This is a genomic window from Aurantimonas sp. HBX-1 (assembly GCF_021391535.1).
Lineage (GTDB): Bacteria > Pseudomonadota > Alphaproteobacteria > Rhizobiales > Rhizobiaceae > Aurantimonas.
The window spans coordinates 2,501,768-2,523,637 of sequence record NZ_CP090066.1 but is presented as its reverse complement, the minus strand read 5'-3'; the positions used below and the strand labels follow the sequence as shown (position 1 = coordinate 2,523,637).

Annotated in this window: 18 protein-coding genes; 1 reads left to right on the top strand and 17 read right to left on the bottom strand. The window is 69.6% G+C overall.

The window, feature by feature from the left end; translation table 11 throughout:
* Positions 1–19: 19 nt before the first annotated feature.
* The 8 genes from LXB15_RS11915 to LXB15_RS11880 all read right to left on the bottom strand — a co-directional run bounded on the left by LXB15_RS11915 (position 20) and on the right by LXB15_RS11880 (position 10,757).
* Complete coding sequence (locus tag LXB15_RS11915; protein ID WP_233948664.1) at positions 20–1,174, bottom strand: M20/M25/M40 family metallo-hydrolase; 1,155 nt, start codon at positions 1,172–1,174, stop codon at positions 20–22.
* A gap of 37 nt (positions 1,175–1,211) precedes the next feature.
* A complete protein-coding gene (locus LXB15_RS11910; RefSeq protein ID WP_233948663.1) occupies positions 1,212–2,372 on the bottom strand; it encodes a M20 aminoacylase family protein in 1,161 nt (386 codons plus the stop codon).
* Positions 2,373–2,412: 40 nt separating this feature from the next.
* Complete coding sequence (locus tag LXB15_RS11905) at positions 2,413–3,912, bottom strand: M81 family metallopeptidase (RefSeq protein ID WP_233948662.1); 1,500 nt, start codon at positions 3,910–3,912, stop codon at positions 2,413–2,415.
* Positions 3,913–3,923: 11 nt separating this feature from the next.
* A complete protein-coding gene (locus LXB15_RS11900; protein ID WP_233948661.1) occupies positions 3,924–5,582 on the bottom strand; it encodes an ABC transporter ATP-binding protein in 1,659 nt (552 codons plus the stop codon).
* Positions 5,579–6,409, bottom strand: coding sequence for an ABC transporter permease (locus tag LXB15_RS11895; protein WP_233953144.1), 831 nt, complete (start codon positions 6,407–6,409; stop codon positions 5,579–5,581). Before LXB15_RS11895 ends, LXB15_RS11900 begins: the two co-directional genes overlap by 4 nt.
* A 56-nt stretch (positions 6,410–6,465) precedes the next feature.
* Positions 6,466–7,407: an ABC transporter permease gene (locus LXB15_RS11890; protein ID WP_233948660.1), complete on the bottom strand. Its 942-nt coding sequence runs from the start codon at positions 7,405–7,407 to the stop codon at positions 6,466–6,468.
* 76 nt (positions 7,408–7,483) lie between these two features.
* Positions 7,484–9,106, bottom strand: coding sequence for an ABC transporter substrate-binding protein (locus LXB15_RS11885; protein ID WP_233948659.1), 1,623 nt, complete (start codon positions 9,104–9,106; stop codon positions 7,484–7,486).
* A 61-nt stretch (positions 9,107–9,167) separates the two neighbouring features.
* Positions 9,168–10,757, bottom strand: coding sequence for a gamma-glutamyltransferase (locus LXB15_RS11880; protein ID WP_233948658.1), 1,590 nt, complete (start codon positions 10,755–10,757; stop codon positions 9,168–9,170).
* Positions 10,758–10,938: 181 nt separating this feature from the next.
* Between LXB15_RS11880 and LXB15_RS11875 the strand changes: the two genes are divergently transcribed.
* A complete protein-coding gene (locus LXB15_RS11875) occupies positions 10,939–11,712 on the top strand; it encodes an IclR family transcriptional regulator (RefSeq protein ID WP_370640096.1) in 774 nt (257 codons plus the stop codon).
* Between the two features lie 87 nt (positions 11,713–11,799).
* Here LXB15_RS11875 and LXB15_RS11870 read toward each other — a convergent pair whose 3' ends face one another.
* From LXB15_RS11870 to LXB15_RS11830, 9 genes are all read right to left on the bottom strand, one after another.
* Positions 11,800–12,243, bottom strand: a complete 444-nt coding sequence (locus LXB15_RS11870; RefSeq protein WP_233948656.1) for a YqaA family protein — start codon at positions 12,241–12,243, stop codon at positions 11,800–11,802.
* 30 nt (positions 12,244–12,273) lie between these two features.
* Positions 12,274–15,126 (bottom strand): aminomethyl-transferring glycine dehydrogenase, encoded by a 2,853-nt coding sequence (gcvP, locus tag LXB15_RS11865; RefSeq protein WP_233948655.1) that lies wholly within the window; start codon positions 15,124–15,126, stop codon positions 12,274–12,276.
* A gap of 4 nt (positions 15,127–15,130) precedes the next feature.
* On the bottom strand, positions 15,131–15,499 hold the full coding sequence (gene gcvH / locus LXB15_RS11860) for a glycine cleavage system protein GcvH (RefSeq protein ID WP_233948654.1): 369 nt from the start codon (positions 15,497–15,499) through the stop codon (positions 15,131–15,133).
* A gap of 19 nt (positions 15,500–15,518) precedes the next feature.
* Positions 15,519–16,661: a glycine cleavage system aminomethyltransferase GcvT gene (gene gcvT, locus LXB15_RS11855; protein WP_233953143.1), complete on the bottom strand. Its 1,143-nt coding sequence runs from the start codon at positions 16,659–16,661 to the stop codon at positions 15,519–15,521.
* A 74-nt stretch (positions 16,662–16,735) separates the two neighbouring features.
* Entirely contained in the window at positions 16,736–18,019 is a 1,284-nt protein-coding gene (locus LXB15_RS11850; protein WP_233948653.1) for a beta-eliminating lyase-related protein, read from the bottom strand.
* Between the two features lie 13 nt (positions 18,020–18,032).
* Complete coding sequence (locus LXB15_RS11845) at positions 18,033–19,247, bottom strand: CaiB/BaiF CoA transferase family protein (protein WP_370640095.1); 1,215 nt, start codon at positions 19,245–19,247, stop codon at positions 18,033–18,035.
* Positions 19,247–20,029, bottom strand: coding sequence for an enoyl-CoA hydratase/isomerase family protein (locus LXB15_RS11840; protein WP_233948651.1), 783 nt, complete (start codon positions 20,027–20,029; stop codon positions 19,247–19,249). Before LXB15_RS11840 ends, LXB15_RS11845 begins: the two co-directional genes overlap by 1 nt.
* 4 nt (positions 20,030–20,033) lie before the next feature.
* Entirely contained in the window at positions 20,034–21,314 is a 1,281-nt protein-coding gene (locus LXB15_RS11835; protein ID WP_233948650.1) for a TRAP transporter large permease, read from the bottom strand.
* Positions 21,311–21,832, bottom strand: coding sequence for a TRAP transporter small permease (locus tag LXB15_RS11830; protein ID WP_233948649.1), 522 nt, complete (start codon positions 21,830–21,832; stop codon positions 21,311–21,313). The genes LXB15_RS11835 and LXB15_RS11830 overlap by 4 nt, the downstream gene beginning before the upstream one ends.
* Positions 21,833–21,870 lie beyond the last annotated feature (38 nt).

The window sequence follows — 21,870 nt, the reverse complement described above, 5'->3', positions numbered from 1 at the left end:
GGCGGCGTGACCGGCGCGGTCAGCGTTCCGCCTCCTCGCCGGTGATGCCGGCCAGCAGCCCGGCCATCAGCCGCGCACGCTGGACGAGGCTCTCGACGGTGACGTATTCGCCCAGCGTATGGTAGCCGCCGCCGACGAGGCCGAGCCCGTCGAGCGTCGGCAGGCGCATCGCGCCGGTGAAGTTGCCGTCCGAACCGCCGCCGGAACTGCCGTGCGAGATGGTCGTGCCGAGCGTCGCGGAAACTTCCTCGGCGAGCGCGTAGAGCCGCATCGTGCCAGGGCCGGGCTCCCAGACCGGCCGGACGACGCCGAGCGTGACGGCAAAGCCGGTGCCGTCCTCCCGGGTCTCGTTGAGCGCCAGCATCCGGTCGGTGCCGCGGTCGAGGTCCTCCTGGCGCTTGGCCATCGACAGCGCCTCGGCCTGGCAGGTGGTCGAGACGCAGTTGACCCATTGGCCGCCATGCACGACGCCGACGCTGAAGGTGCAGTCGTCGTCGGTCATGTCCTCGATCGCGAGGATCCGGCCGGCCATCTCGCGGATCGCCGAGCGGCCCTCCTTGAGCGACGCGCCGGCGTGGCTGGGACGGCCCGTGGCGGCCAGGTTGAAGCGGGCGATGGCGTAGCGGCCGGTGACGACGCCGTCGCCGTTGATCGCCGGCTCCGGGACAAGGATCACCTTGTGCCTGGCGGCCTCCGCCTCGATCAGCGGGCGGGTGCCGGGGCTGCCGATCTCCTCGTCGCAGGTGAGCAGCACCGACACCGGCAGCGTCGTCTCGACGCCGGCCTCGATCAGCGCCCGCACCGCCTGCAAAGCGGCGAAGGTGCCGCCCTTCATGTCGAGGATGCCGGGGCCGTAGCAGCGATCGCCGTCGCGCCGGAACGGCAGCTTCTCCAGCGTGCCTACCGGATGCACCGTGTCCAGATGCGCCATGATCAGGATGCCGGGCTCGCCCTTGCGCGGATGCGGGAAGGCGGCCCGCAGGCAGTCGCCGAGGCCGGCCGGGCCGTCGATGCGCTCGACCGTGGCGCCCATGGCGGCGAGGTCCTCGGCCGCCAGCGACATCATCCGGTTGACCGCGGCGACGTCGAAGGTCGGGCTCTCGCACTCGACCCAGCGCCGCAGCCCTTCCAGCATGCGGTCGGCGTCGAGATCGAGTTCGGGCAATGGCGTCATGTCGTTTCCCCCTGTTTCCTGTCCGAGGCGCGCCGGCTCAGGCCGCGCCCAGCCGCCGCTCGACGATCCGCGCCAGGAGGCTCGCGCCGATCGGCAGGATGCCGTCGTCGAGGACGAAGCTCGGATTGTGCAGCGGCACGGTGCCGGCATGGCCGACCCAGCAATAGGCGCCGGGCACCGCCTGCAGCATGTCGGCGAAGTCCTCGCTGCCCATCGTCGGTCGGGGCTCGGTGAGGACGTTCCCGGCGCCGACGATGTCGGTCGCGGCCTCGGTGAAATAGCCGGTCTCGGCCGGGTGGTTGTCGAGCACCGAGAAGATGTCGCGGATGTCGACGTCGATCTCGACCTCGAAGGACAGCGCCGCGCCGGCCGCGATCTTGCGCAGCCGGGTGCGGACCATCTCGCCAACCGCGTCGTCGAAGAAGCGGATCGTTCCGGCGAGCGCGGCTTCCTCCGGCACGACGTTGTAGGCCGAGCCCGAATGGATCTGGGTGATCGACAGCACCGCCGACTTCGTCGGGTCGGTGTTGCGGCTGACGATGCTCTGCAGCGCCGCGGCGAGATGCGTCGCGACGACGATCGGGTCGCGCGACTTGTGCGGCATGGCGCCGTGGCTGCCGGCGCCGGTGATCTTGATGTCGAAGAAGCTGGCGCCGGCCATGCCCTTGCCCGGGAAGATCGAGATCTGGCCGGCCTCGAGGTCGGGCGAGTTGTGCAGGCCGTAGATCTCGTCGCAGGGGAAGCGCTCGAACAGCCCGTCGGCGAGCATGGCGCGGGCGCCGCCGAGGCCTTCCTCCGCCGGCTGGAAGATCAGCACGGCGGTGCCGGCGAAGTCGCGGGTCTCGGCGAGGTAGCGTGCGGCGCCGAGCAGCATCGTGGTGTGGCCGTCATGGCCGCAGCCGTGGAAGCGGCCGGGGATGGTCGAACGGAAGGGCAGGTTGGAGAGCTCGTCCATCGGCAGCGCGTCCATGTCGGCGCGCAGGCCGATGCGGCGGCCGGGCCGCTTGCCCTCGATGATGCCGACGACGCCGGTGCCGCCAATGCCGCGATGCACGGTGACGCCCCATTCCTCCAGCTTCGCGGCGACGACGCCCGAGGTGCGCTTCTCCTCGAAGCCGATTTCCGGATGGGCATGCAGGTCGTGGCGGATGGCGACGAGGTCGCCCTTGAAGGCGTCGATCAGCGGCAGGACGGACATGGCAGGCTTCCTTGGCAAGAATGGAAAAGGGGGCGGCGTTTCAGCCGAAGGCAGGGCCGCCGGGGGAAAGGCGCATGCCGGATCGCAGGCGGGTGAAGGGGAGCGCCGCGGGGTCGACCGGCATCGGCCCCGGTGCGGCGCAGACGAGGATGGTCTCGGCGATCGGCTCGAAATCGGCGCGGAAATGCACCGAGCTCTTGTTAACGAGGATCGCCTGCTCGGTCGGCTCGATGCCGACGAAGCGGTACATCTCTTGGTCGGCCATCTGCGCCTTGCGCGAGCCGACGACGATCCGCACGTCGCCGATGCGAAGGCAGGTGGAGGGGCCGAGCTGCATGCGCGCGCCGCCATAGAAGGGACCCGCGGCGGTCAGCTGCCCGTCGGAGAGGGATTCCACGACATAGTCGGCCTCGAAGGGAGCGTCGCCGGCGATGCCGGACTTGCCGCCGAGGCCGAGACTGACCGTGGCGCCGACGCCGGCACGGTGCGCCGCGGCCGCCGCCTGCGGGTCGACGATGACGCCGATCGCCGCCCGCTTTGCATCGGCCGCGACCAGCGCGCGGAGCATGCCGGTCGTGTCGGAATCACCGCCCGCGCCGGGATTGTCCTGCGTGTCGGCGATGACGATCGGGCGACGCGCGGTGGCGCCGAGCGCGATGGCCTCGGCCACCCCGGCATCCGGCGAGAACACCTTGCCGGCGAAGTCGGACTCGCGGCGGCTGATGCTGTCGAAGAGCGCATCGGCGGCGCGGTCGGCGGCGTCCTGCGTCGGCGCGTAGGCGACGATGCTCGGGCCGCAATCGGCGAAGTCGGCGGCCGGAAAGCCGGTGAGCAGCGAGATCGAGCCGACGCCGTCCGCCTCGAAGCCGGGCAGGGACGCGTAGAGGCTGCGGCTGGGCTCCATCACCGTCGACTGCCAGGCGATCGGGATCAGGAACGGCAGCTGGCGGAAGGCTTTCGCGTCACGTTGGCCGCCCAGCAGGCGGCCGAGATAGGCAGCCGAGCGGCGACCGGTCTCGGCCATGTCGACATGCGGATAGGTGCGGTAGGCGATCAGCGCGTCGGCGGCATCGACCATCGTCCGCGTCACGTTGCCGTGCAGGTCGAGGCTGGCGACGATCGGCACGTTCGGGCCGACGACGGCGCGCACCCGCGCCAGCAGCTCGCCCTCGCCGTCGTCGAGATGCTCGGCGACCATCGCGCCGTGCAGGTCGAGATAGACGCCGTCGAGCCGGCCGGCCGCCGCGAAGCCGGCGACGATCCGCCCGGCAATGTCTTCGAACGCCGCTTCCGTGACGTGGGCCGAGGGGCTGGCGGCGCACCAGAGCGTCGGCACCAGTTCCCAGCCTGCTGCCTCGGCCACTTCCACGAAGCCGCAGATGCCCATGTTGACGTTGCGCGTCGCCGGGATCAGCGCGTCGCCCTCGCTCAGCGGCGGCCAGCCGCCGCCCTCGATGAAGGCGTCGATCCCGGCCTTGCTGGGGCCGAACGTGTTGGTCTCATGCATGAAGCCGCCGACGGCGATGCGCGGTGTTGTCATCAGGGCGGGTCCTATGGTCTGGATTCGGCGGCTAGCGTGGCGGCGAGCGGGCGGAAATTCGGGAAGTCCCAGTCCCGGCCGGGCGCCGCCTCGATCAGTTCGCGGGTGTAGTCCTGTCGCGGGTGCCTGAGGACGGCTTCGGCCGGGCCGTATTCGACGACACGGCCCTTCTGCATGACCGCGACGTCGTCGCAGATCTGCGCGGCAACGCGCAGGTCGTGGGTGATGAAGAGGATGGCGACGCCGAGCCGGGCCTGGATGTCGTCGAGCAGGTCCAGCACCTGCGCCTGCACCGACACGTCGAGCGCCGACACCGCCTCGTCGGCGACGAGCACGTCCGGGTCCATGGCGAGGGCCCGGGCGATGGCGATGCGCTGGCGCTGGCCGCCGGAGAACTGGTGCGGGTGCCGGTCGAGCACGTCGGCGGGCATGCCAACCAGTTCCAGCAGTTCGCCGGCGCGCTGGCGGGCGTCGGCGCGCGTGGCGCCGTAGTTGATCGGGCCCTCGGTGATGCTGTCACCGACGGTGATGCGCGGGTTGAGCGAGCGGTTGGGGTCCTGGAAGATCATCTGGATGCGCTTGCGGTGCGGCCGCAGGGCGTTGCGCGACAGGCCGGAAATGTCCTTGCCGCCGACCCGCACGCTGCCCGCCGTCGGGTCGATCAGCCGCATCACGCAGCGCGCCACGGTGGATTTGCCCGAGCCGCTCTCGCCGACGATGCCGAGCGTGCGGCCCCGTCGCAGCACCAGGTTGACGTCCGCGGCGGCGACGGTGCCGGGGCTTGCCCGCAGGAAGGATTTCCGCTGGTAGGTCATGCCGAGTTCGATGGTTTCGAGCACCGTCTCGTGGCCCATGTCGGCGCGCGGCGAGCGCGGCAGCAGCGCCGGCACCGCGGCCAGCAGCGCGCGGGTATAGGCCTCTTTCGGCTCGGCGAGGATGGTCCGCGTCGCGGCGGTCTCGACGATGTCGCCATGGTGCATGACGCAGACCCGGTCGGCGATGTCGGCGACGACGCCCATGTCGTGGGTGATGAACAGCACCGAGGTGCCGAGCTCTTCCTGCAGTTCGCGCACCAGCTTGAGGATCTGCTTCTGGGTGGTGACGTCGAGCGCCGTCGTCGGCTCGTCGGCGATCAGCAGCTTGGGCCGCAGGATCAGCGCCATGGCGATCATGATGCGCTGGCGCTGGCCGCCCGACAGCTGGTGCGGATAGGAGCCGTAGATCCGCTCGACGTCGGGCAGGTGCACCTGCTCGAGCATCTCCAGCACCCGCCGGCGCTGCTCGCCGGCGCTCAGGCTGGCGTGCGCCTTCAGCACTTCCTCGATCTGCCGCCCGACGGTCAGCACCGGGTTGAGGGCGGTCATCGGCTCCTGGAAGATCATCGACATGCGGGTGGCGCGCAGCTGCTTCAGGCGCCGCGGGCTGGCGGCGAGGACGTCCTCGCCCTCCAGCCAGATGTGCCCGCTTCGCGCCACCAGGGCGCCCTTCGGCAACAGGCCCATGGTGGTCAGCGAGGTCACCGACTTGCCGGAGCCGCTTTCGCCGACGAGGCAGACGGTCTCGCCGCTGCCGATCTCGAGCGAGATGCCGTTGAGGATCGGCACCGGATAGTGGCCGCCGGTCTCGACGACGAGGTCCTCGATGCGCAGGATCGGGGCATTGGCGCTCATCGTGCGGCTCCGCGCTGCTTCATGCGGGGATCGAGCATGTCCCGGGCGGTGTCGCCGAGCAGGTTGATCGAGAGGATGCAGGCGGACAGCAGCAGGCCGGGCCAGAAGATCAGCGACGGCTTCAGCTGGAAGTAGACCCGTCCCTCGGACATGATGTTGCCCCAGGACGGCGTCTCGGTGCCGATGCCGGCGCCGAGGAAGGACAGGATCGCCTCGGTGAGGATCGCCGAGGCGCAGATATAGGTGCCCTGGACGATCAGCGGCGCCAGCGTGTTGGGCATCAGGTGCCGCCACATGATCTTCGGCAGGCTGGAGCCGACGGCGATCGCCGCCTCGACATAGGGCTCTTCGCGGGCGGTGAGGACGACCGAGCGCACGAGCCGCACGACGCGCGGGATCTCCGGAATGGTGATCGCGATGAGCACGGTCCAGAGGCTGGCGCCGGCCAGCGACACGACGGCGATGGCGAGCAGGATGCCGGGGATCGCCATCAGCCCGTCCATGATCCGCATCAGGATCGCGTCGAGCGGGCGGAAGAAGCCCGACAATAAGCCGAGCGGCAGGCCGATCGCGACGCTGACCACCGCCGCGCCGATGCCGACGATCAACGAGATGCGGGCGCCGTAGACGATCCGCGAGAACAGGTCGCGGCCATAGGCGTCGGTGCCGAGCAGGAACATCTCGCCGGCCGGCTGCAGCCGCTTCGACGGATCCATCTGTATCGGATCAAAGGGCGCGATCAGTGGCGCGAACACCGCCATCAGCACGATCAGGAGCAGCGCCGCCGCGGCGAGCATCGCGGCGATGCCGAAGCCGCCGCCGCGCATCAGGGAGGGGAAACGCCGGCGCACCAGCGGCTCCGCCCGAGCCTCGACTTGGGTCATCAATAGCGGATCCTCGGGTCCAGGAAGGCGTAGGAGAGGTCGATCGCGAGGTTCACCAGCACGTAGATGCCGCTGGTCAGCAGGATCAGCCCCTGGATCACCGGATAGTCGCGCGCCAGGATCGCATCGACGGTGAGGCGGCCGAGGCCGGGAATGTTGAAGACGCTCTCGGTGACGACGACGCCGGAGATCATCAGCGCGAAGCCGGTGCCGATGACGGTCAGGATCGGCACTGCGGCGTTGCGCAGCGCGTGGCTGAACAGCACCGCGTTCTCGTCGAGGCCCTTGGCGCGGGCGGTGCGCACATAGTCCTCGCCGAGCACGTCGAGCATCGCGGCGCGCGTCATCCGGGTGATCAGCGCGATGTAGATCGAGGCGAGCGTCAGGGCGGGGAGGATCGCCCGTTCGAGGAACGGCCCGACGCCTTCGGAAATGCTGCGGAAACCCTGGACCGGGAGGAGCTTGAGCTCCAGCGCGAAAATCTGGATCAGGATGTAGCCGATGACGAAGACCGGGATGGAGAAGCCGACGACCGAGGCGGTGGTGACCAGGTTGTCGATCCAGCTGCCATGCTTCCAGGCCGCCAGCACGCCGAGCGGCACCGAGATCAGGATCGTCAGCGCCATGGTCAGCAGCGCCAGGCTCACCGTCGGCTCGAGGCGCTGGCCGATCAGCGTCGTCACCGGCGTGCGCGAGATCAGCGAGGTGCCGAAATCGCCGGTCAGCAGCTGCGTGCTCCAGGTGACGAACTGGGTGTAGAGCGGCTCGTTGAGGCCGAGCGCCTCGCGGATGTCCGCCAGCTGCTGCGGCGTCGCCATGTCGCCGGCGATGATCGCGGCAGGATCGCCCGGCGTCAGGCGCAGCAGCAGGAAGACGAACAGGGCGACGACGATCATCACCGGGATGGCGGCGAGCACACGGCGCACGAAATAGGCGAGCATGGCGTCAGGGCTCCACGGGTGGGAGAGAGGCAGGCCGGGCAGGCGGGCGGGTTCGCGCCGCCTGCCCGGAGGCGGCCTATTCGGCCTTGGTGATGTCCCAGAACAGCGGGACCGGCGCCTTCATCACGCCCGACAGCTCGTTGCGCCACGCCGTGGGGCTGAGATACTGGCCGAGCGGGATGTAGTTCACGACGTCGTAGGCGTGCTGATGGATCCGCGCCGCGATCTCCTTGCGCTGCTCATCGCTCGTCGCCTGCACGAACTCCTTGCGCATCGCCTCGAGTTCCGGATCGTCCGGCCAGCCGAACCAGGCCTTCTCGGTGCCGCCGCCGTTGAGCATCGGATTGATGATCGGGTTCCACACTTCCGGGATGACCCAGTTGGTGAAGAACATGTTCCAGCCGCCGTCGGCCGGAGCGGCCTGGCTGGCGCGGCGGGTGACCAGCGTCTGCCAGTCCATCGGCTGCAGGTCGACGGTGAAGCCCGCCGCGCGCAGCAGCTGCGCGGCGACCACCGGCTGCGGGCTGACCGAGGAAACGTCGGTCGGCTGCATCAGGACGATCGGCGTGCCGTCGTAGCCGGCTTCCTCGAGCAGCGCCTTGGCGCCCTCGACATCCGAGCCTTCCAGCATCTTTTCGCCGCCGGCGTCCGTCGCCAGCGGGGTGTCGCAGCCGTACATCGAGGCGCAGACGCGGTAGTATTCCGGGTTGCCGATCAGCGCCCCGAGCACGTCGGTCTGGTTCAGCGCCAGCATCGCCGCCCGGCGCACGCGCACGTCGTCGAAGGGCGCATGCAGCCAGTTGAGCCGGCCCATCGTCTGGTAGCCGAGCGTGTTGAGGACATCGACGCTGATCTCCTCGTTGCCCTCGAGCAGCGGCAGGAGGTCGATCGGCGGCTGCTCGATATAGTCGATCTCGCCGGAGGTGAGGGCGTTGAGCGCAGTCTGGGCGTCGGGCATGTTGACCCAGACGACGCGGTCGACCTTCACTTCCTTGCCGCCGGCGGTCCAGCTCGCGGGCTCAGAACGCGGGACGTAGTCCTCGAACTTCTCGTAGACGACGCGCACGCCGGGCTCGTATTCGGATTCGACGAAGCGGAACGGACCCGAGCCGATGTGCTCGGTGACGGCTTCCGTCCCGGGTGTCGAGGCCATGCGCTCCGGCATGATGAAGGCCGGCACCGCGGACGGCTTGGCGATCAGCTCGATGACGTAGGAGAACGGCTCCGAAAGGGTGAGCACGACCGTCTTGTCGTCGCTCGCCTCGATGCTCTTGGTGTAGCCCATCAGCATCTGGCCGCCGCCGTCGCGCTCGGCCCAGCGCTTCAGCGAGGCTACCACGTCGGCGGCCTTGACGTCGGCGCCGTCGTGGAACTTCAGCCCGTCGCGCAGCGTGAACGTGTAGACCATGCCGTCGTCGGAGACCGTCCAGTCGGCCATCTGCGGCTGCGGCGTCTGGTTCTCGTCCACCGCCAGCAGCGTGTCGTAGATCATGTAGCCGTGGTTGCGGGTGATGTGCGCCGTGGTGATGATCGGATCGAGCACCCGCAGGCCCGAATGCATCACCGCGCGGATCTCCTGCGCCAGGACGGAGGTCGCCGGCATAGCGGCCACGCTTGCCAGCGCGATCGCCGAGGCCAGCAGATGCCGGCGCAGGCGACCTTGCGGGAAGACCTTTCCGAGGGATCGAAGATGCTTCATGTGCGCTGCTCCTTGTTGCGGTGGGATGGGCATCGGCGGCCGCCGGGGGCGGATCTGAGGGTCATGGACGATCACCGGCGACGGTGGGCTCGGCAACCGCGTCTCCCCACGGCGACATGATCTCGCTGGCGCCGGAATTCTCGGCGCCGCGGCGCATCACGCCGGCGGGGAAGGCAAAGGAATTGGGGTAGACGGTGCGCGGTGCGGTCACGACCCGGCGGCTCTCGGCGAGCGTGGCGATGATCTCGGGCGACAGCGCCTCATCGGCGATCACCGCCGGCCCGCCGCTGGCGTCGATGCGCGGATGATGGAAGGCGGCGTCGAGGTCCATGCCGAAATCGATCATGAACGAGGACAGCTGCGCCACCGCCGGCATGATCTTGCGCCCGCCCGAGGCGCCGATGGCGAAGCGTGCGTCGGCGGTCTCGCCGATCACCGGGCAGACATTCATCAGGCAGCGCTTGCCGGGCGCGAGCGAGTTGGGCCGGCCGGGCTCCGGGTCGAACCACATGATGCCGTTGTTGAGCAGCAGGCCGGTGGACGGCGACACGACGCGCGAGCCGAACACCGACAGCAGCGTCTGGGTCATCGCCACCATGTTGCCGTCGCGGTCGACGACCGAGAAATGCGTCGTGCAGGCCGGGCTGTGCGGCGCCTCGTTGTCGCCCATGCTGGCGAGGCGGTCGCGATAGGCGCCCGCGAAGGCGTCGGCGTAGGCGCCGAAGCTTCCCCCGTCCGGACGATGCGCGCCCGTCATCTCGCCGGCGCCGAGCCGCGAAAAGACATCGGCGATCGTCGGGCCGGCCGTCAGGTCGCCCGGCAGATAGAAGCCGCCGTCGCGATAGGGGGTGCGGGCGACCTCGGTGATCGTGGCGCGATAGGCCGCCAGGTCCTCGGCGGAGAGCGAGCCGCCCTTGGCCTGGACGTCGGCGGCGAGCGTGCGGGCGATATCGCCGTCGTAGAATTCGCGGTAGCCGCGCTCGGCGAGCGCCGCCAGGGTCTCGGCCATCGCCGGGTTGGCGATGCGCCGGTCGACCAGCGCGGTCCAACCGGGCACCGGCGGCCACATGCCGTCCTCGAGGAAGAGCGCTGCCGCGTCGGCGTCCCGGGCCAGCGACCGGGTGTTCGAGGCCAGGATCAGCGCCGCGTACCAGTCGATCTGCAGCCCTTCCCGGGCAAGCGCGATCGCTGGCTGCAGCAGGTCCTGCCAGTCCCGCCTGCCGAAGCGCTGATGCGCCTGGCCGATCCCGTCGACGACGCCCGGCACCGCGACGGCCTTGGCACCCTCGACATTGCGGTCGCCCACAACCGCCTTCCACGCAAACAGGTCCGACGCGACGCCTTCGCCGGAGAGCGGATAGTCGGCGGGATCGAGCGCCGCCGGGGACCGCATGCCGTAGTGGACGCAGTAGGCCTTCTGCTCGGCCTGCCGCCAGATCATCATCGCGCCGCCTCCGGCCGGCCCGCTCATCCACGGCTCGAGCACGCCCAGGGCGAAGGAGGTGGCGACGGCGGCGTCGATCGCGTCGCCGCCCTCGGCGAGCACCGCGGCGCCGGTTTCCGCCGCCAGCCGGCTCTGCGCCGCGACGATCCCGCCGGCGGAGCGGATCGCGGGTTTGCGGACCGTCTGCGAGCGGGAGAACGCGTTCATCGCGCGGGCTGTCGGCGCGGCGCCACGCTCGTCCCCCCGGGAGCCCCGGGCGGCGATTTCGGCGAGGTAGCGATTTCGGCAAGTATCATAATGTGATATCCGCGACTGTAATATGCTAAGCTACGCATCAGGTCACGAACTAGTCAACACCCGCCGCTGCGCATAATTTGTGCAGTGCATCATGACGGAACGGCAGATGGATTCGATTGCTCCCAGGCAGGACACGTTGTTTGTTTCTTCTCTCGAGAAGGGCATGCGCGTCCTCGCCGCCTTCGACGAGACCCATAGCGAGATGGGGCTGCGCGATCTCGCGGCGGCGACCGGGCTCGACAAGAGTGCGACGCAGCGCTTCGCCAACACGTTCCATCGGCTCGGCTATCTGGAAAAGGATCCGCAGACCCGGCGGTATCGGCCGGCGATCAAGTTCCTCGAACTCGCCAACGCCTTCCTTTTCGCGGACGAGACGGTGCGGGCGGCGATGCCGCGGCTGATCGACCTGCGGCAGGCGCTGGGCGAGACGGTGAATCTCGCTTTGCTCGACGGCGACAGCATCGTCTATGCCGCCCGCATGCCGAATGCCCGCACCAGCTACGCCGCGACCATCGTCGGCCGGCGCGCGCCGGCGCTGAACACCTCCAGCGGTCGGGCGATGCTATCGCTTCGGCCGCCGGAGGAGCGCCGCCGCTGCGCCGAGGAATGGCCGATGAAGCGCTACACGCAGAACACGGTGATGGACCGCATGGCGGTGCTGCGCCTCATCGACGAGGCCGCCGAGACCGGCTACGCGATCGGCTATGACGAGCTGCTGATGAACGAGGTCGGCATCGCCGCACCGGTGCGCGGCAAACGCCGCACGGCGGCGATCCAGTGCTCGGTCTCGGGCCTCAAATGGGACCGCGCCCGCATCGAGGCCGCCATCGTCCCGCATCTGGTGGATGCCGCCAACTCGCTGTGACCGAGGCGACGGCCGGCGGGGCGCCGCTTGACTGGCGCCAACTTGGGCATCGCCGCTGCCCTGCGATCGCGGCGCGGCAGGACCTTCTCAGCCGCCGGTCCACCACAGCGTCGCGGCGGCGACGCCGGAATAGCGCAGCACCTTGCCGACGCTGACCAGCACGACGAACGGCACGAGCGGCGTCCGCAGCGCGCCGGCGACCACGGTCAGCGGATCGCCGACGATCGGCACCCAGGCGAACAGCAGCGTCCAGAGCCCGAAGCGCTCGAACCAGGACGCTGCCTGTCCATAGGCCGCTTCCGACACCGGAAACCAGCGCCGCCCCATGAAGCGGGCGAGGAAGCGCCCGCAGAGAAAGTTGGCGAGCGACCCGGTGACGTTGCCGAAGGAGGCGGCGGCGACGAGCAGGAGGGGCTCGCCGTAGCCATTGGCGAGCAGCCCGGAGAGCAGCGCCTCGGAGGATCCCGGCAGCAGCGTCGCCGCCAGGAACGAGGCGAGCATCAGCCCGCCGTAAAGCCCCGGATCACCCATGCCGAATGCCGGCGCGGTGGCAGGGGGCGGCTATTCCGCCGCTTCCTGGTAGTCTTCCATCGGCGGGCAGGAGCAGACGAGGTTGCGGTCGCCATAGACGTTGTCGACCCGGTTGACCGGCGCCCAGTACTTGTCGACGCGGAAGGCGCCGGGCGGGAAGCAGGCCTGCTCGCGGCTGTAGCTGCGGTTCCACTCGCCGACGAGATCTTCCACCGTGTGCGGCGCGTTCTTCAGCGGGTTGTCGAGCGGGTCGGAGCGGCCCTCCTCGATGGCGCGGGCCTCCTCGCGGATCGCCAGCATGGCGTCGCAGAACCGGTCGAGCTCGGCCTTGGTCTCGCTCTCGGTCGGCTCGATCATCAGCGTGCCCGGCACCGGGAAGCTCATGGTCGGCGCGTGGAAGCCGCAGTCGATCAGTCGCTTGGCGATGTCGTCGACGCTGACGCCGGCCTTCTCCTGCAGGATGCGCGTGTCGAGGATGCACTCGTGCGCCACCCGGCCGTTCTCCGCCGCGTAGAGCACCGGATAGGCGTCGCGGAGGCGGCGGGCGATGTAGTTGGCGTTGAGGATCGCGACCTTGGTGGCCTGGGTGAGGCCGGCGCCGCCCATCATCAGGCAGTAGCTCCAGGAGATCGGCAGGATCGACGGCGAACCGTAGGGCGCCGCCGACACCGGCCCGGCCTCGCCGCCGGTCACGGGGTGCCCCGGCAGATGCGGCACGAGATGCGCCTTGACGGCGATCGGCCCCATGCCCGGCCCGCCGCCGCCATGCGGGATGCAGAAGGTCTTGTGCAGGTTGAGATGGCAGACGTCGGCGCCGAAATCGCCCGGCCGCGCCAGCCCGACCAAGGCGTTCATGTTGGCGCCGTCGAGATAGACCTGGCCGCCGTGCTGGTGGACGATGTCGCAGAGCTCGGCCACCCGCGTCTCGAACACGCCGTGCGTCGAGGGATAGGTGATCATGCAGGCGGCAAGGCGCTCGCCGTACTGCTCGGCCTTGGCGCGGAAATCGTCGACGTCGATGTCGCCGTTCGCCGCGGTGCGGACCGGCACCACCTTCATGCCGGCCATCTGCGCCGAGGCGGGGTTGGTGCCGTGGGCCGACGTCGGAATCAGGCAGACGTCGCGCTCGGCGCCGCCATTCTCGCGGTGATAGGCCCGGATGGTGAGGAGCCCGGCATATTCGCCCTGCGCGCCCGAATTGGGCTGCATCGACACAGCGTCGAACCCGGTGATCTGGCAGAGCTTGGCGCAGAGATCGTCGATCAGCGCCTTGTAGCCGAGCGCCTGGTCGGCCGGCACGAACGGGTGCAGCTCGGCGAATTCCGGCCAGGTGATCGGCAGCATCTCGGCCGTGGCGTTCAGCTTCATCGTGCAGGAGCCGAGCGGGATCATCGAGCGGTCGAGCGCGAGGTCGCGGTCCGAGAGCCGGCGCATGTAGCGCGTCATCTCGCTCTCCGCCCGGTTCATGTGGAAGACCGGGTGGGTCATGTAGGCGCTGCTCCGCAGCAGCTTCTCCGGCAGCCGGTAGGTCAGCGGGAAGTCGGCGACCTTCATGTCGCCGCCGAAGGCCCGCCACACCGTCTCGATGTTGCCGGGTCGGGTGCGCTCGTCGACGCTGATGCCGATCCGGTCGGTGCCGATCTTGCGCAGGTTCACCCCGCCTGCGACGGCGGCGTCGAGGATCACCCGCTGCAGCCGCCCGACCTCCACCGTCACCGTGTCGAAGAACGCGTCGGGCTCGACTTTGTAGCCGAGCTTCTCGAGGCCGGCGGCGAGCAGGACGGCGCGCTGGTGGACGCGCTGGGCGATCGCCTTGATGCCGGACGGGCCGTGGAACACGCCGTACATCGCCGCCATGACCGCCAGCAGCACCTGCGCGGTGCAGATGTTGGAGGTCGCCTTCTCGCGGCGGATGTGCTGTTCGCGGGTCTGCAGCGCCAGCCGGTAGGCGCGGTTGCCGCGCGAATCCACCGAGACGCCGACGAGGCGGCCGGGCATCGCGCGCTTGTGGGCGTCCTTGACCGCCATGAAGGCCGCGTGCGGTCCGCCATAGCCCATCGGCACGCCGAAGCGCTGGGCCGAGCCGATGGCGATGTCGGCGCCCATCTCGCCGGGCGTGCGCAGCAGCGCCAGCGCCAGCGGATCGGCCGCCATGATGGCGATCGCCTGCTCGCCATGCAGTGCGGCGATGATGTCGCCGAAGTCGCGTACGTGCCCGTATGTGCCGGGATACTGGACGATGGCGCCGAAGACGGCGGTTGCGTCGAGATCGGTGAAGGGATCGCCGACGACGACCGACCAGCCGAGCGGCTCGGCGCGGGTGCGGATCACCGCGATGGTCTGGGGATGGCAGTTCTCGTCGACGAAGAACACGTCGCGCTTCGCCTTGGCGACGCGATGCGCCATGGCCATCGCCTCGGCGGCGGCCGTCGCCTCGTCGAGCAGCGAGGCGCTGGCGACGTCGAGGCCGGTCAGATCGGCGATCATCGTCTGGAAGTTGAGCAGCGCCTCGAGCCGGCCCTGGCTGATCTCCGGCTGATAGGGCGTGTAGGCCGTGTACCAGGCAGGGTTCTCGAGGATGTTGCGCTGGATGACCGGCGGGGTGATCGTGCCGTGGTAGCCCTGGCCGATCAGCGACACGAGGTTGCGGTTCATGTCGGCCGTCTCGCGCAGCGCGTCGAGCGCCTGGCGCTCGGTCATTGCCGGACCCCATTCGAGCGGCGCCTTCTGGCGGATCGAGGCCGGCACGGTGGCATCGATGAAGGCGTCGAGGCTTTCGGCGCCGACGACCTTCAGCATCGCCTCCATCTCGGCCGGCGAGGGGCCGATATGGCGGCGGTTGGCGAAGTCGTAGGGCTCGTAGTCGGTGTATTCGAAGCTCATCGGATCAGGCCTGCCCGACCATCGCGTTGTAGGCGTCCTCGTCCATCAACTCCGCCGCGGCGCTGGCATCGGCGAGCTTCATCTTGAAGAACCAGCCGGCTTCGGCCGGATCGCTGTTGACGATCGACGGGTCGTCGACGATCGCCTGGTTGACCTCGATGATCTCGCCGTCGAGCGGCGCGTAGATCTCCGAGGCGGCCTTCACCGATTCCACCACGGCCGCGTCGTCACCCTTGGCGAAATTCGCGCCGACGGCCGGCAGTTCGACGAAGACCAGGTCGCCGAGCTGCACCGAGGCGTGCGGGGTGATGCCCACCGTCGCCACGTCGCCCTCGATCCGCAGCCACTCGTGCTCCTTGGTGTATTTCAGCATCGGAATATTCCTTCAGTGTCTACCGGCGCTTGTAGCCGGGCGTGACGAAGGGCAGGGAGGTGACGACGACGGGAAGCCGCTTGCCGCGCACCTCCGCAAAGAGACGGGTGCCCACTCCCGCCTGTTTCGTCGGAACGTAGCCCATGGCGACGGGCGCCTCCAGAGAGGGCGCGAAGCCGCCGGAGGTGACGGCGCCGATCGGCTCGCCGCCTTCCTCCTCGGCATAGAGCGGCGTGCCGGCGCGGATCGGCGCCTTGGTCTCGGGCCGCAGCCCGACGCGCCGGCGCGCGGCGCCCGCGCACAGCTGCTTTAGGATCGTGTCGGCGCCGGGAAAGCCGCCGGCGCGTTCGCCGCCGGCGCGCCGGATCTTCTGGATCGCCCATTCGAGGGACGCTTCCACCGGGGTCGTGGTGGTGTCGATGTCGTTGCCGTGCAGGCAGAGGCCGGCTTCCAGGCGCAGGGAGTCGCGGGCCCCGAGCCCGACCGGCGCCACGCCGTCGATGGCGAGCAGCGCTTGTGCAAGCCGCGCCGCATCGGCTGCCGGCACCGAGATCTCGAACCCGTCCTCGCCGGTATAGCCGGAGCGCGAGACGACGCAGCCGGCGCCGACGAGCTCGACCGCCCGGACGTCCATGAAGCGCATGCCGGCAACGTCGGGAGCGAGCGTCGCCAGCGCCGCTTCCGCCGTCGGTCCCTGCAGGGCGAGCAATGCCCGATGCGGCAGGTTCTCGACGGTGCAGGTGGCGGCGAGGCCGGCCTCCAGATGCGCCAGGTCCTGCTCCTTGCAGGCGGCGTTGACGACGAGGAACAGATGGTCGCCGCGGTTGGCGATCATCAGATCGTCGAGAATGCCGCCCGACTCGTCGGTGAAGAGGCCGTAGCGCTGGCGGCCTTCGGGAAGGCCGGCGACGTCGACCGGGACCAGCGTCTCCAGCGCCAGCGCCGCGTCGCGCAGCTTGCCGGAGCGCGGGCGGATCGCGATCTGCCCCATATGGGAGACGTCGAACAGCCCGGCGGCGCTGCGGGTGTGAAGGTGTTCCTTCATGATCCCGGCGGGGTACTGCACCGGCATCTCGTAGCCGGCGAATGGCACCAGCCGCGCACCCAGCGAGACGTGGAGGTCGTAAAGCGGGGTCCGCTTGAGGTCCGTCATGCGCGCCAGCTCCTTGTGAAAGTCGCGATTCGTCCGTGCGGACGATAGGCCGGGTGGTGGTTAGTCCCAGTCGGGCGGCGCGTCTACCCCGGCGGCGCCGATGCGAGCGCTGCCGCCACCGCGCACCGGCAGGCGAGCACCGCCGCATCGTCCTCTGCCGGAGCTTCGCCGGCCGCCCGCGCCGCGCCGAGCAGCGCCGCGACGGCCGCGGCGACATCCGTCAGCCTGTCCGGGGCGATGCCGATGCGGGCGGCGAGTTGGCTGCCGAAGCGCAGGCCGTGGGCGCCGCGCGTGCCGGGCACGGGGCAGCGCCCGACCAGCAGATGGCCGCGCTCCAGCGCCGCCATCGCCGCCTTGGTAGCATCGAGATCGCCGATCGGCACGACAACCTGATGGCTTTGCGCTGGCACGCCTGGCAGGAGCACCGGCAGGCCCGCCGCGGCCAGCGCCGCCTTGAGCGCGGTCGCCAGCTCGATCGTCCGGCGCGCATAGGACCCGCCGTCACGGAACTCGGCAAGGACGCCGGCGAGGGCCGGCAGGCGCGCCAGGTCCTGGTTGGCGAGGAGGGCGCCGTCGACGAAGCGGGCGAAGCGCTCGCCGGTCTCCCGGTCGGCGCCGGCGACGATGGCGCCGGTCGGACCGGCCAGCGTCTTGTAGGTCGACATGGTCAGGAGATCGACGCCGGCGCGAAGCGGATTGGGAAAGACTCTGCCGGCGGCGAGGCCGGCGACATGCGACAGGTCGTAGACCGTCAGTGCGCCGGTTTCCCGGGCCGCGGCGACGACGGGTTCGAGCGTGTCCGGACCGAGCATCACGCTGCGACCGAGCATCACCAGGCGCGGCCGGTGGGCGCGGATCAGCGCGGCGGTCGCCAGCGCGTCGAGGCACTGCCGCGCGGCGTCGAAGGGCAGCTCGACGATGTCGAGGCCGAACAGCGACGGCGTGCCGCCGCGGCGCTGGCTGAGATGGCCGCCATCGCTCGCCGCCGGGGCGAGGATCGTGTCCCCGGGGGCGGTGAAGCAGGCAAAGACGGCGAGATTGGCGATGGTGCAGCTCGGCAGGCGGCAGTCGCCCCATGCCGCCTCGAAGACCTCGCAGGCCAGCCGGCTGGTGAGAACTTCCAGCGAGGCGGCGAAGTCGCTGCCCGGCTGCTCCTTGTCGTGCGGCGGGCCCATGAAGGGCATCAGGCTCAGCGTCGGGTCGAAGCCGGCGGCGAGCGCCGGCGTCAGGATGTTGGCGCCGGCATAGAGGTTCAGCCGTTCGTGCCTGAGACGCTGCGCCTCGCCGCGCACCCGTTCGGCGAGCCCGGCCTGAACCTCGTCCGCCCCTGCACCGGCAAGGTCGTCGAAGCGGTCGGTGCGGGTCATGCGCGTCCCGCCATCAGCGGGCCGCGCTCTCGCGCACCGCGCCGGATGCCAGCAGCGCATCGACGGAAGCGTCGTCCCAGCCGTATTCCGCCAGCACCTCGCGGCTGTGCTGGCCGAGCAGCGGCGCCGGGCGGGTGACGCCGCCGGGCGTCTCGGAAAACTTTATCGGCAGGCCGATCGCCTTGACCGGCCCGGCCGTCGGGTGCGTCGTTTCGACCACCATCTCGCGATAAAGGGTCTGCGGGTCGCGATGCATCTCGCCGACGTCGAGCACCGGCCCCGCCGGGACGCCGGCCGCCTCCAGCCGTTCCAGCCATTCGGCCGACGTCCGGGTGGAGAAATGCCCGTCGAGGATCTCGGCGAGGGCGGCAAGGTTCTGCATGCGGCCGTGATTGTCGGCAAAGCGCGGGTCGGAGGCGAGTTCCCCGGCGCCGATCACCGCCAGCATGCGCTCCCAATTCTTCTGGTTGGCCGCGCCGAGATTGATCCAGCCGTCTTCCGTGCGGAAGGCCTGGTAGGGGGCGTTCAGCGGGTGGGCGGAGCCGAGCGGTCCCGGCGCCACGCCGGTGGCGAAGGCGATGGCCGACTGCCAGTAGGTATGGGTGATGCCGGCCTCGAACAGCGAGGTGTCGATCTTCTGTCCTTCGCCGGTCTGCAGCTTGCGGGCATAGGCGGCGGCGCAGCCGAGGGCGCCGAGGATGCCGGCGGTGATGTCGGTGACCGGCGCGCCGGACTTCACCGGCGGGCGACCGGCGCCCTCGCCGGTGATCGACATCAGCCCGCTCATCCCTTGAGCGATCAGGTCGAAGCCGCCGCGGCCGGCATAGGGCCCGGTGCGGCCGAAGCCGGAGATTTCGCAGTAGATCAGCCCGGCATTGGCCTCGCGCAGCGTCTCGTAGCCGAGGCCGAGCTTCTCCATCGTGCCCATGCGGTAGTTCTCGATGACGACGTCGGCGGTCTCCAGCATGCGCCGGAGCACCGCCTTGCCGTCGTCGCTCTTGAGGTCGAGGACGATGCCGCGCTTGTTGCGGTTCATCATCATGTAGGCGGCGGATTCGCCGTTGATGTCCGGCGGCAGGAAGCGGCGGGTGTCGTCGCCTTCCGGCTTCTCGACCTTGACGACGTCGGCGCCCATGTCGGCGAGCATCATGCCGCACACCGGGCCGGCCATGATATGCGCCAGCTCGACGACCTTCATGCCCTCGAGCGGGCCCTTGGCGGCAGCCATCAGCGGTTCTTCCATTCGGGTTTGCGCTTGCCGAGGAAAGCTTCGATACCCTCCTTGAAGTCGGCGCTCATATAGGCCTGGACGACGAGATCGCGGTCGTTGGCGCCGGCGCCCTCGACGCGCAGGCGCCGCATCGCCTCCTTTGTGGTGGCGAGCGTGATCGGGGCGTGCCCGGCAAGCAGCGTGGCGAGTTCCTCCGCGCGGGCGATCAGCGCCGCGTGGTCGGGGACGATCTCCGAGACGAGGCCGCAGGACGCTGCCTCCTCCGCGCCGATGAGCCGGGCGGTGAAGATGATCTCCTTGGTGCGGCCGGGGCCCATCAGGCCGGACAGGCGCGAGAGATTGGCGATCGACAGGCAGTTGCCGAGAGTGCGCGCGATCGGAAAGCCGAAGCGCAGGTCCGCGGTGGCGATGCGGATGTCGCAGGCTGCTGCGATGCCGGCGCCGCCGCCGGTACAGGCGCCCGAGATCGCCGCGATAATCGGCAGCCTGCAGGCCTCCACCGCGCCCAGCACCACGTCCATCTTGTGCTCGTAGTCGAGCGCGTCCTGGTCGGTGGAGAAGCCGCGGAACTGCGTCATGTCGGTGCCGGCGGCGAACGCCTTCTCGCCGGCGCCGGTGACGACGAGGCATTTCACCGATCCGTCGGTCGGCACCGTCCGGCAGATCTCCGCCAGGCCCTCGTACATGGCGAAGGTCAGCGCGTTGCGGGCCTGCGGCCGGTTCAGCGTGATCCAGCCCGTCGTGCCCCGGACCTCGTAGAGGAGTTCGTCATGGCTCATGGGGCTACCTGTAGAAATATTCGACGAGGAACATCGGGACCGCCGGCACATAGGTACACAGGAAGAGCACGAAGAGCAGCACGCCGATGAACGGCAGGTTGGCTTTCGAGACGTCCCAGATATTCGCCTTGGCGATCGAGCAGGCGACGATCAGCACCGAAGCCACCGGCGGCGTCTGCTGGCCGATGGCAAGGTTCAGCGTCACCACCAGCCCGAAATGCACCGGGTCGATGCCGGCCTGCTGGATCAGCGGCACGATCACCGGCACGACCAGGATGATCGCTGCGGCCGAGTGCAGGAAGAACCCGATGATCAGGAAGAAGACGTTGAGGATCAGCAGGATCAGGTACTGGTTGGTGGTGATGTCGAGGATGCCGGCGGCCAGTTCCTGCGGCACGCGGGCCTGCGTCAGGTAGCTGCCCATCAGGATCGAGGCGGCGACGAGGAGCATGACGACGGCGGTCTGGATGCCGCCCTCCAGCATCGCCTGCTTCAGCTGCTTCCAGTCGACCTCGCGGTACCAGATGCCGACCAGGATGGAGGCGACGACGGCGACGCCGGCGCCTTCGGTGGCGGTGACGTAGCCGCCGAAGATGCCGCCGAGGATGATCACCGGCAGGGCGAAGGTCGGCAGCGCGTCGAGGAACGTGGCGCGCAGGTGCCGCAGGTTGAAGGCTTCCTCGATCGGCAGGTTGTACTTCACCGCGTAGTAGTAGGCGACGCCCATCAGGCCGGCGGCGCCGATCAGGCCCGGCACGACGCCGGCGACGAAGAGCTGCTCGATGCTGGTGCCCGACGCGACGGCATAGAGGATCATCGGTATCGACGGCGGGATGATGATGGCGAGCGAGGCCGACGAGGAGGTGATCGCCGCCGCGAACGGCGCCGAGTAGCCGCGCTTCTTCATCTCCGGAATGATGATCGAGCCCATGGCCGCGACGTCGGCGACCGCCGAGCCCGAGATTTCGGCGAAGAACAGCGACACGCCGACATTGACCATCGCCAGCCCGCCGCGCACGAAGCCGATCAGCGCCGAGACGAAGGCGATCAGCCGCCGCGTGATGCCGGTGGCGTTCATGATGGCGCCGGCCAGCACGAACATCGGGATGGCGATCAGCGAGAACGAGCGCGCGCCGTTGTACATGTCGAGCGCGATGGTCACGAGGGCGCCGGCGCCGTCGGTCAGGAAGATCGCCAGCACCGCCGACAGCGCCAGCGCGACGGCGATCGGCACGTTGATGCAGACCATCGCGACCAGCGCGACGAACATCGCCAGGATCATCATGGCCGGGTTCCCTCCTCGGCGGTCTCGTGGGCCAGCGGCGGGTGAACCAGCGACCGCCCGGCCATCACGTCGCGCCAGTAGTCCGGAAAGCTGAGCAGTTCGGCGACGATGAACAGGATGGCGCCGATCGGGATGATCGACTGGGTGAGGGCGACCGGCACCCATGTCAGGCTGACGAGGCTTTCGCCCTCGAGGATGCTGAGGACCTCGAGCCCGGACCAGGCCAGCAGCACGAAGAACAGGATCACCAGCGCCTCGGCCACGAGGACGGCGAACTTCCGCGCCTGCAACGGCAGCGACAGCAGCACGTCGTCGAAGCCGATATGGCTGCGTTTCAGCGCCGCCAGCGCCGCCCCGTAATAGGTGATCCAGGCGAGCAGCACGCCGGCGATCTCGTCATACCAGGAGAGCGAGGCACCCATCTTCCGGTAGATGACGGCCGAGACGACGACGACGGTCAGACCGATCATCAGGGCGATGACCACCCAGGTCAGGAATTCACCGAGGATTCTCGCCAACTGGCGCAATATCGCCTCCCGCGTCCGCCGGACGCCGT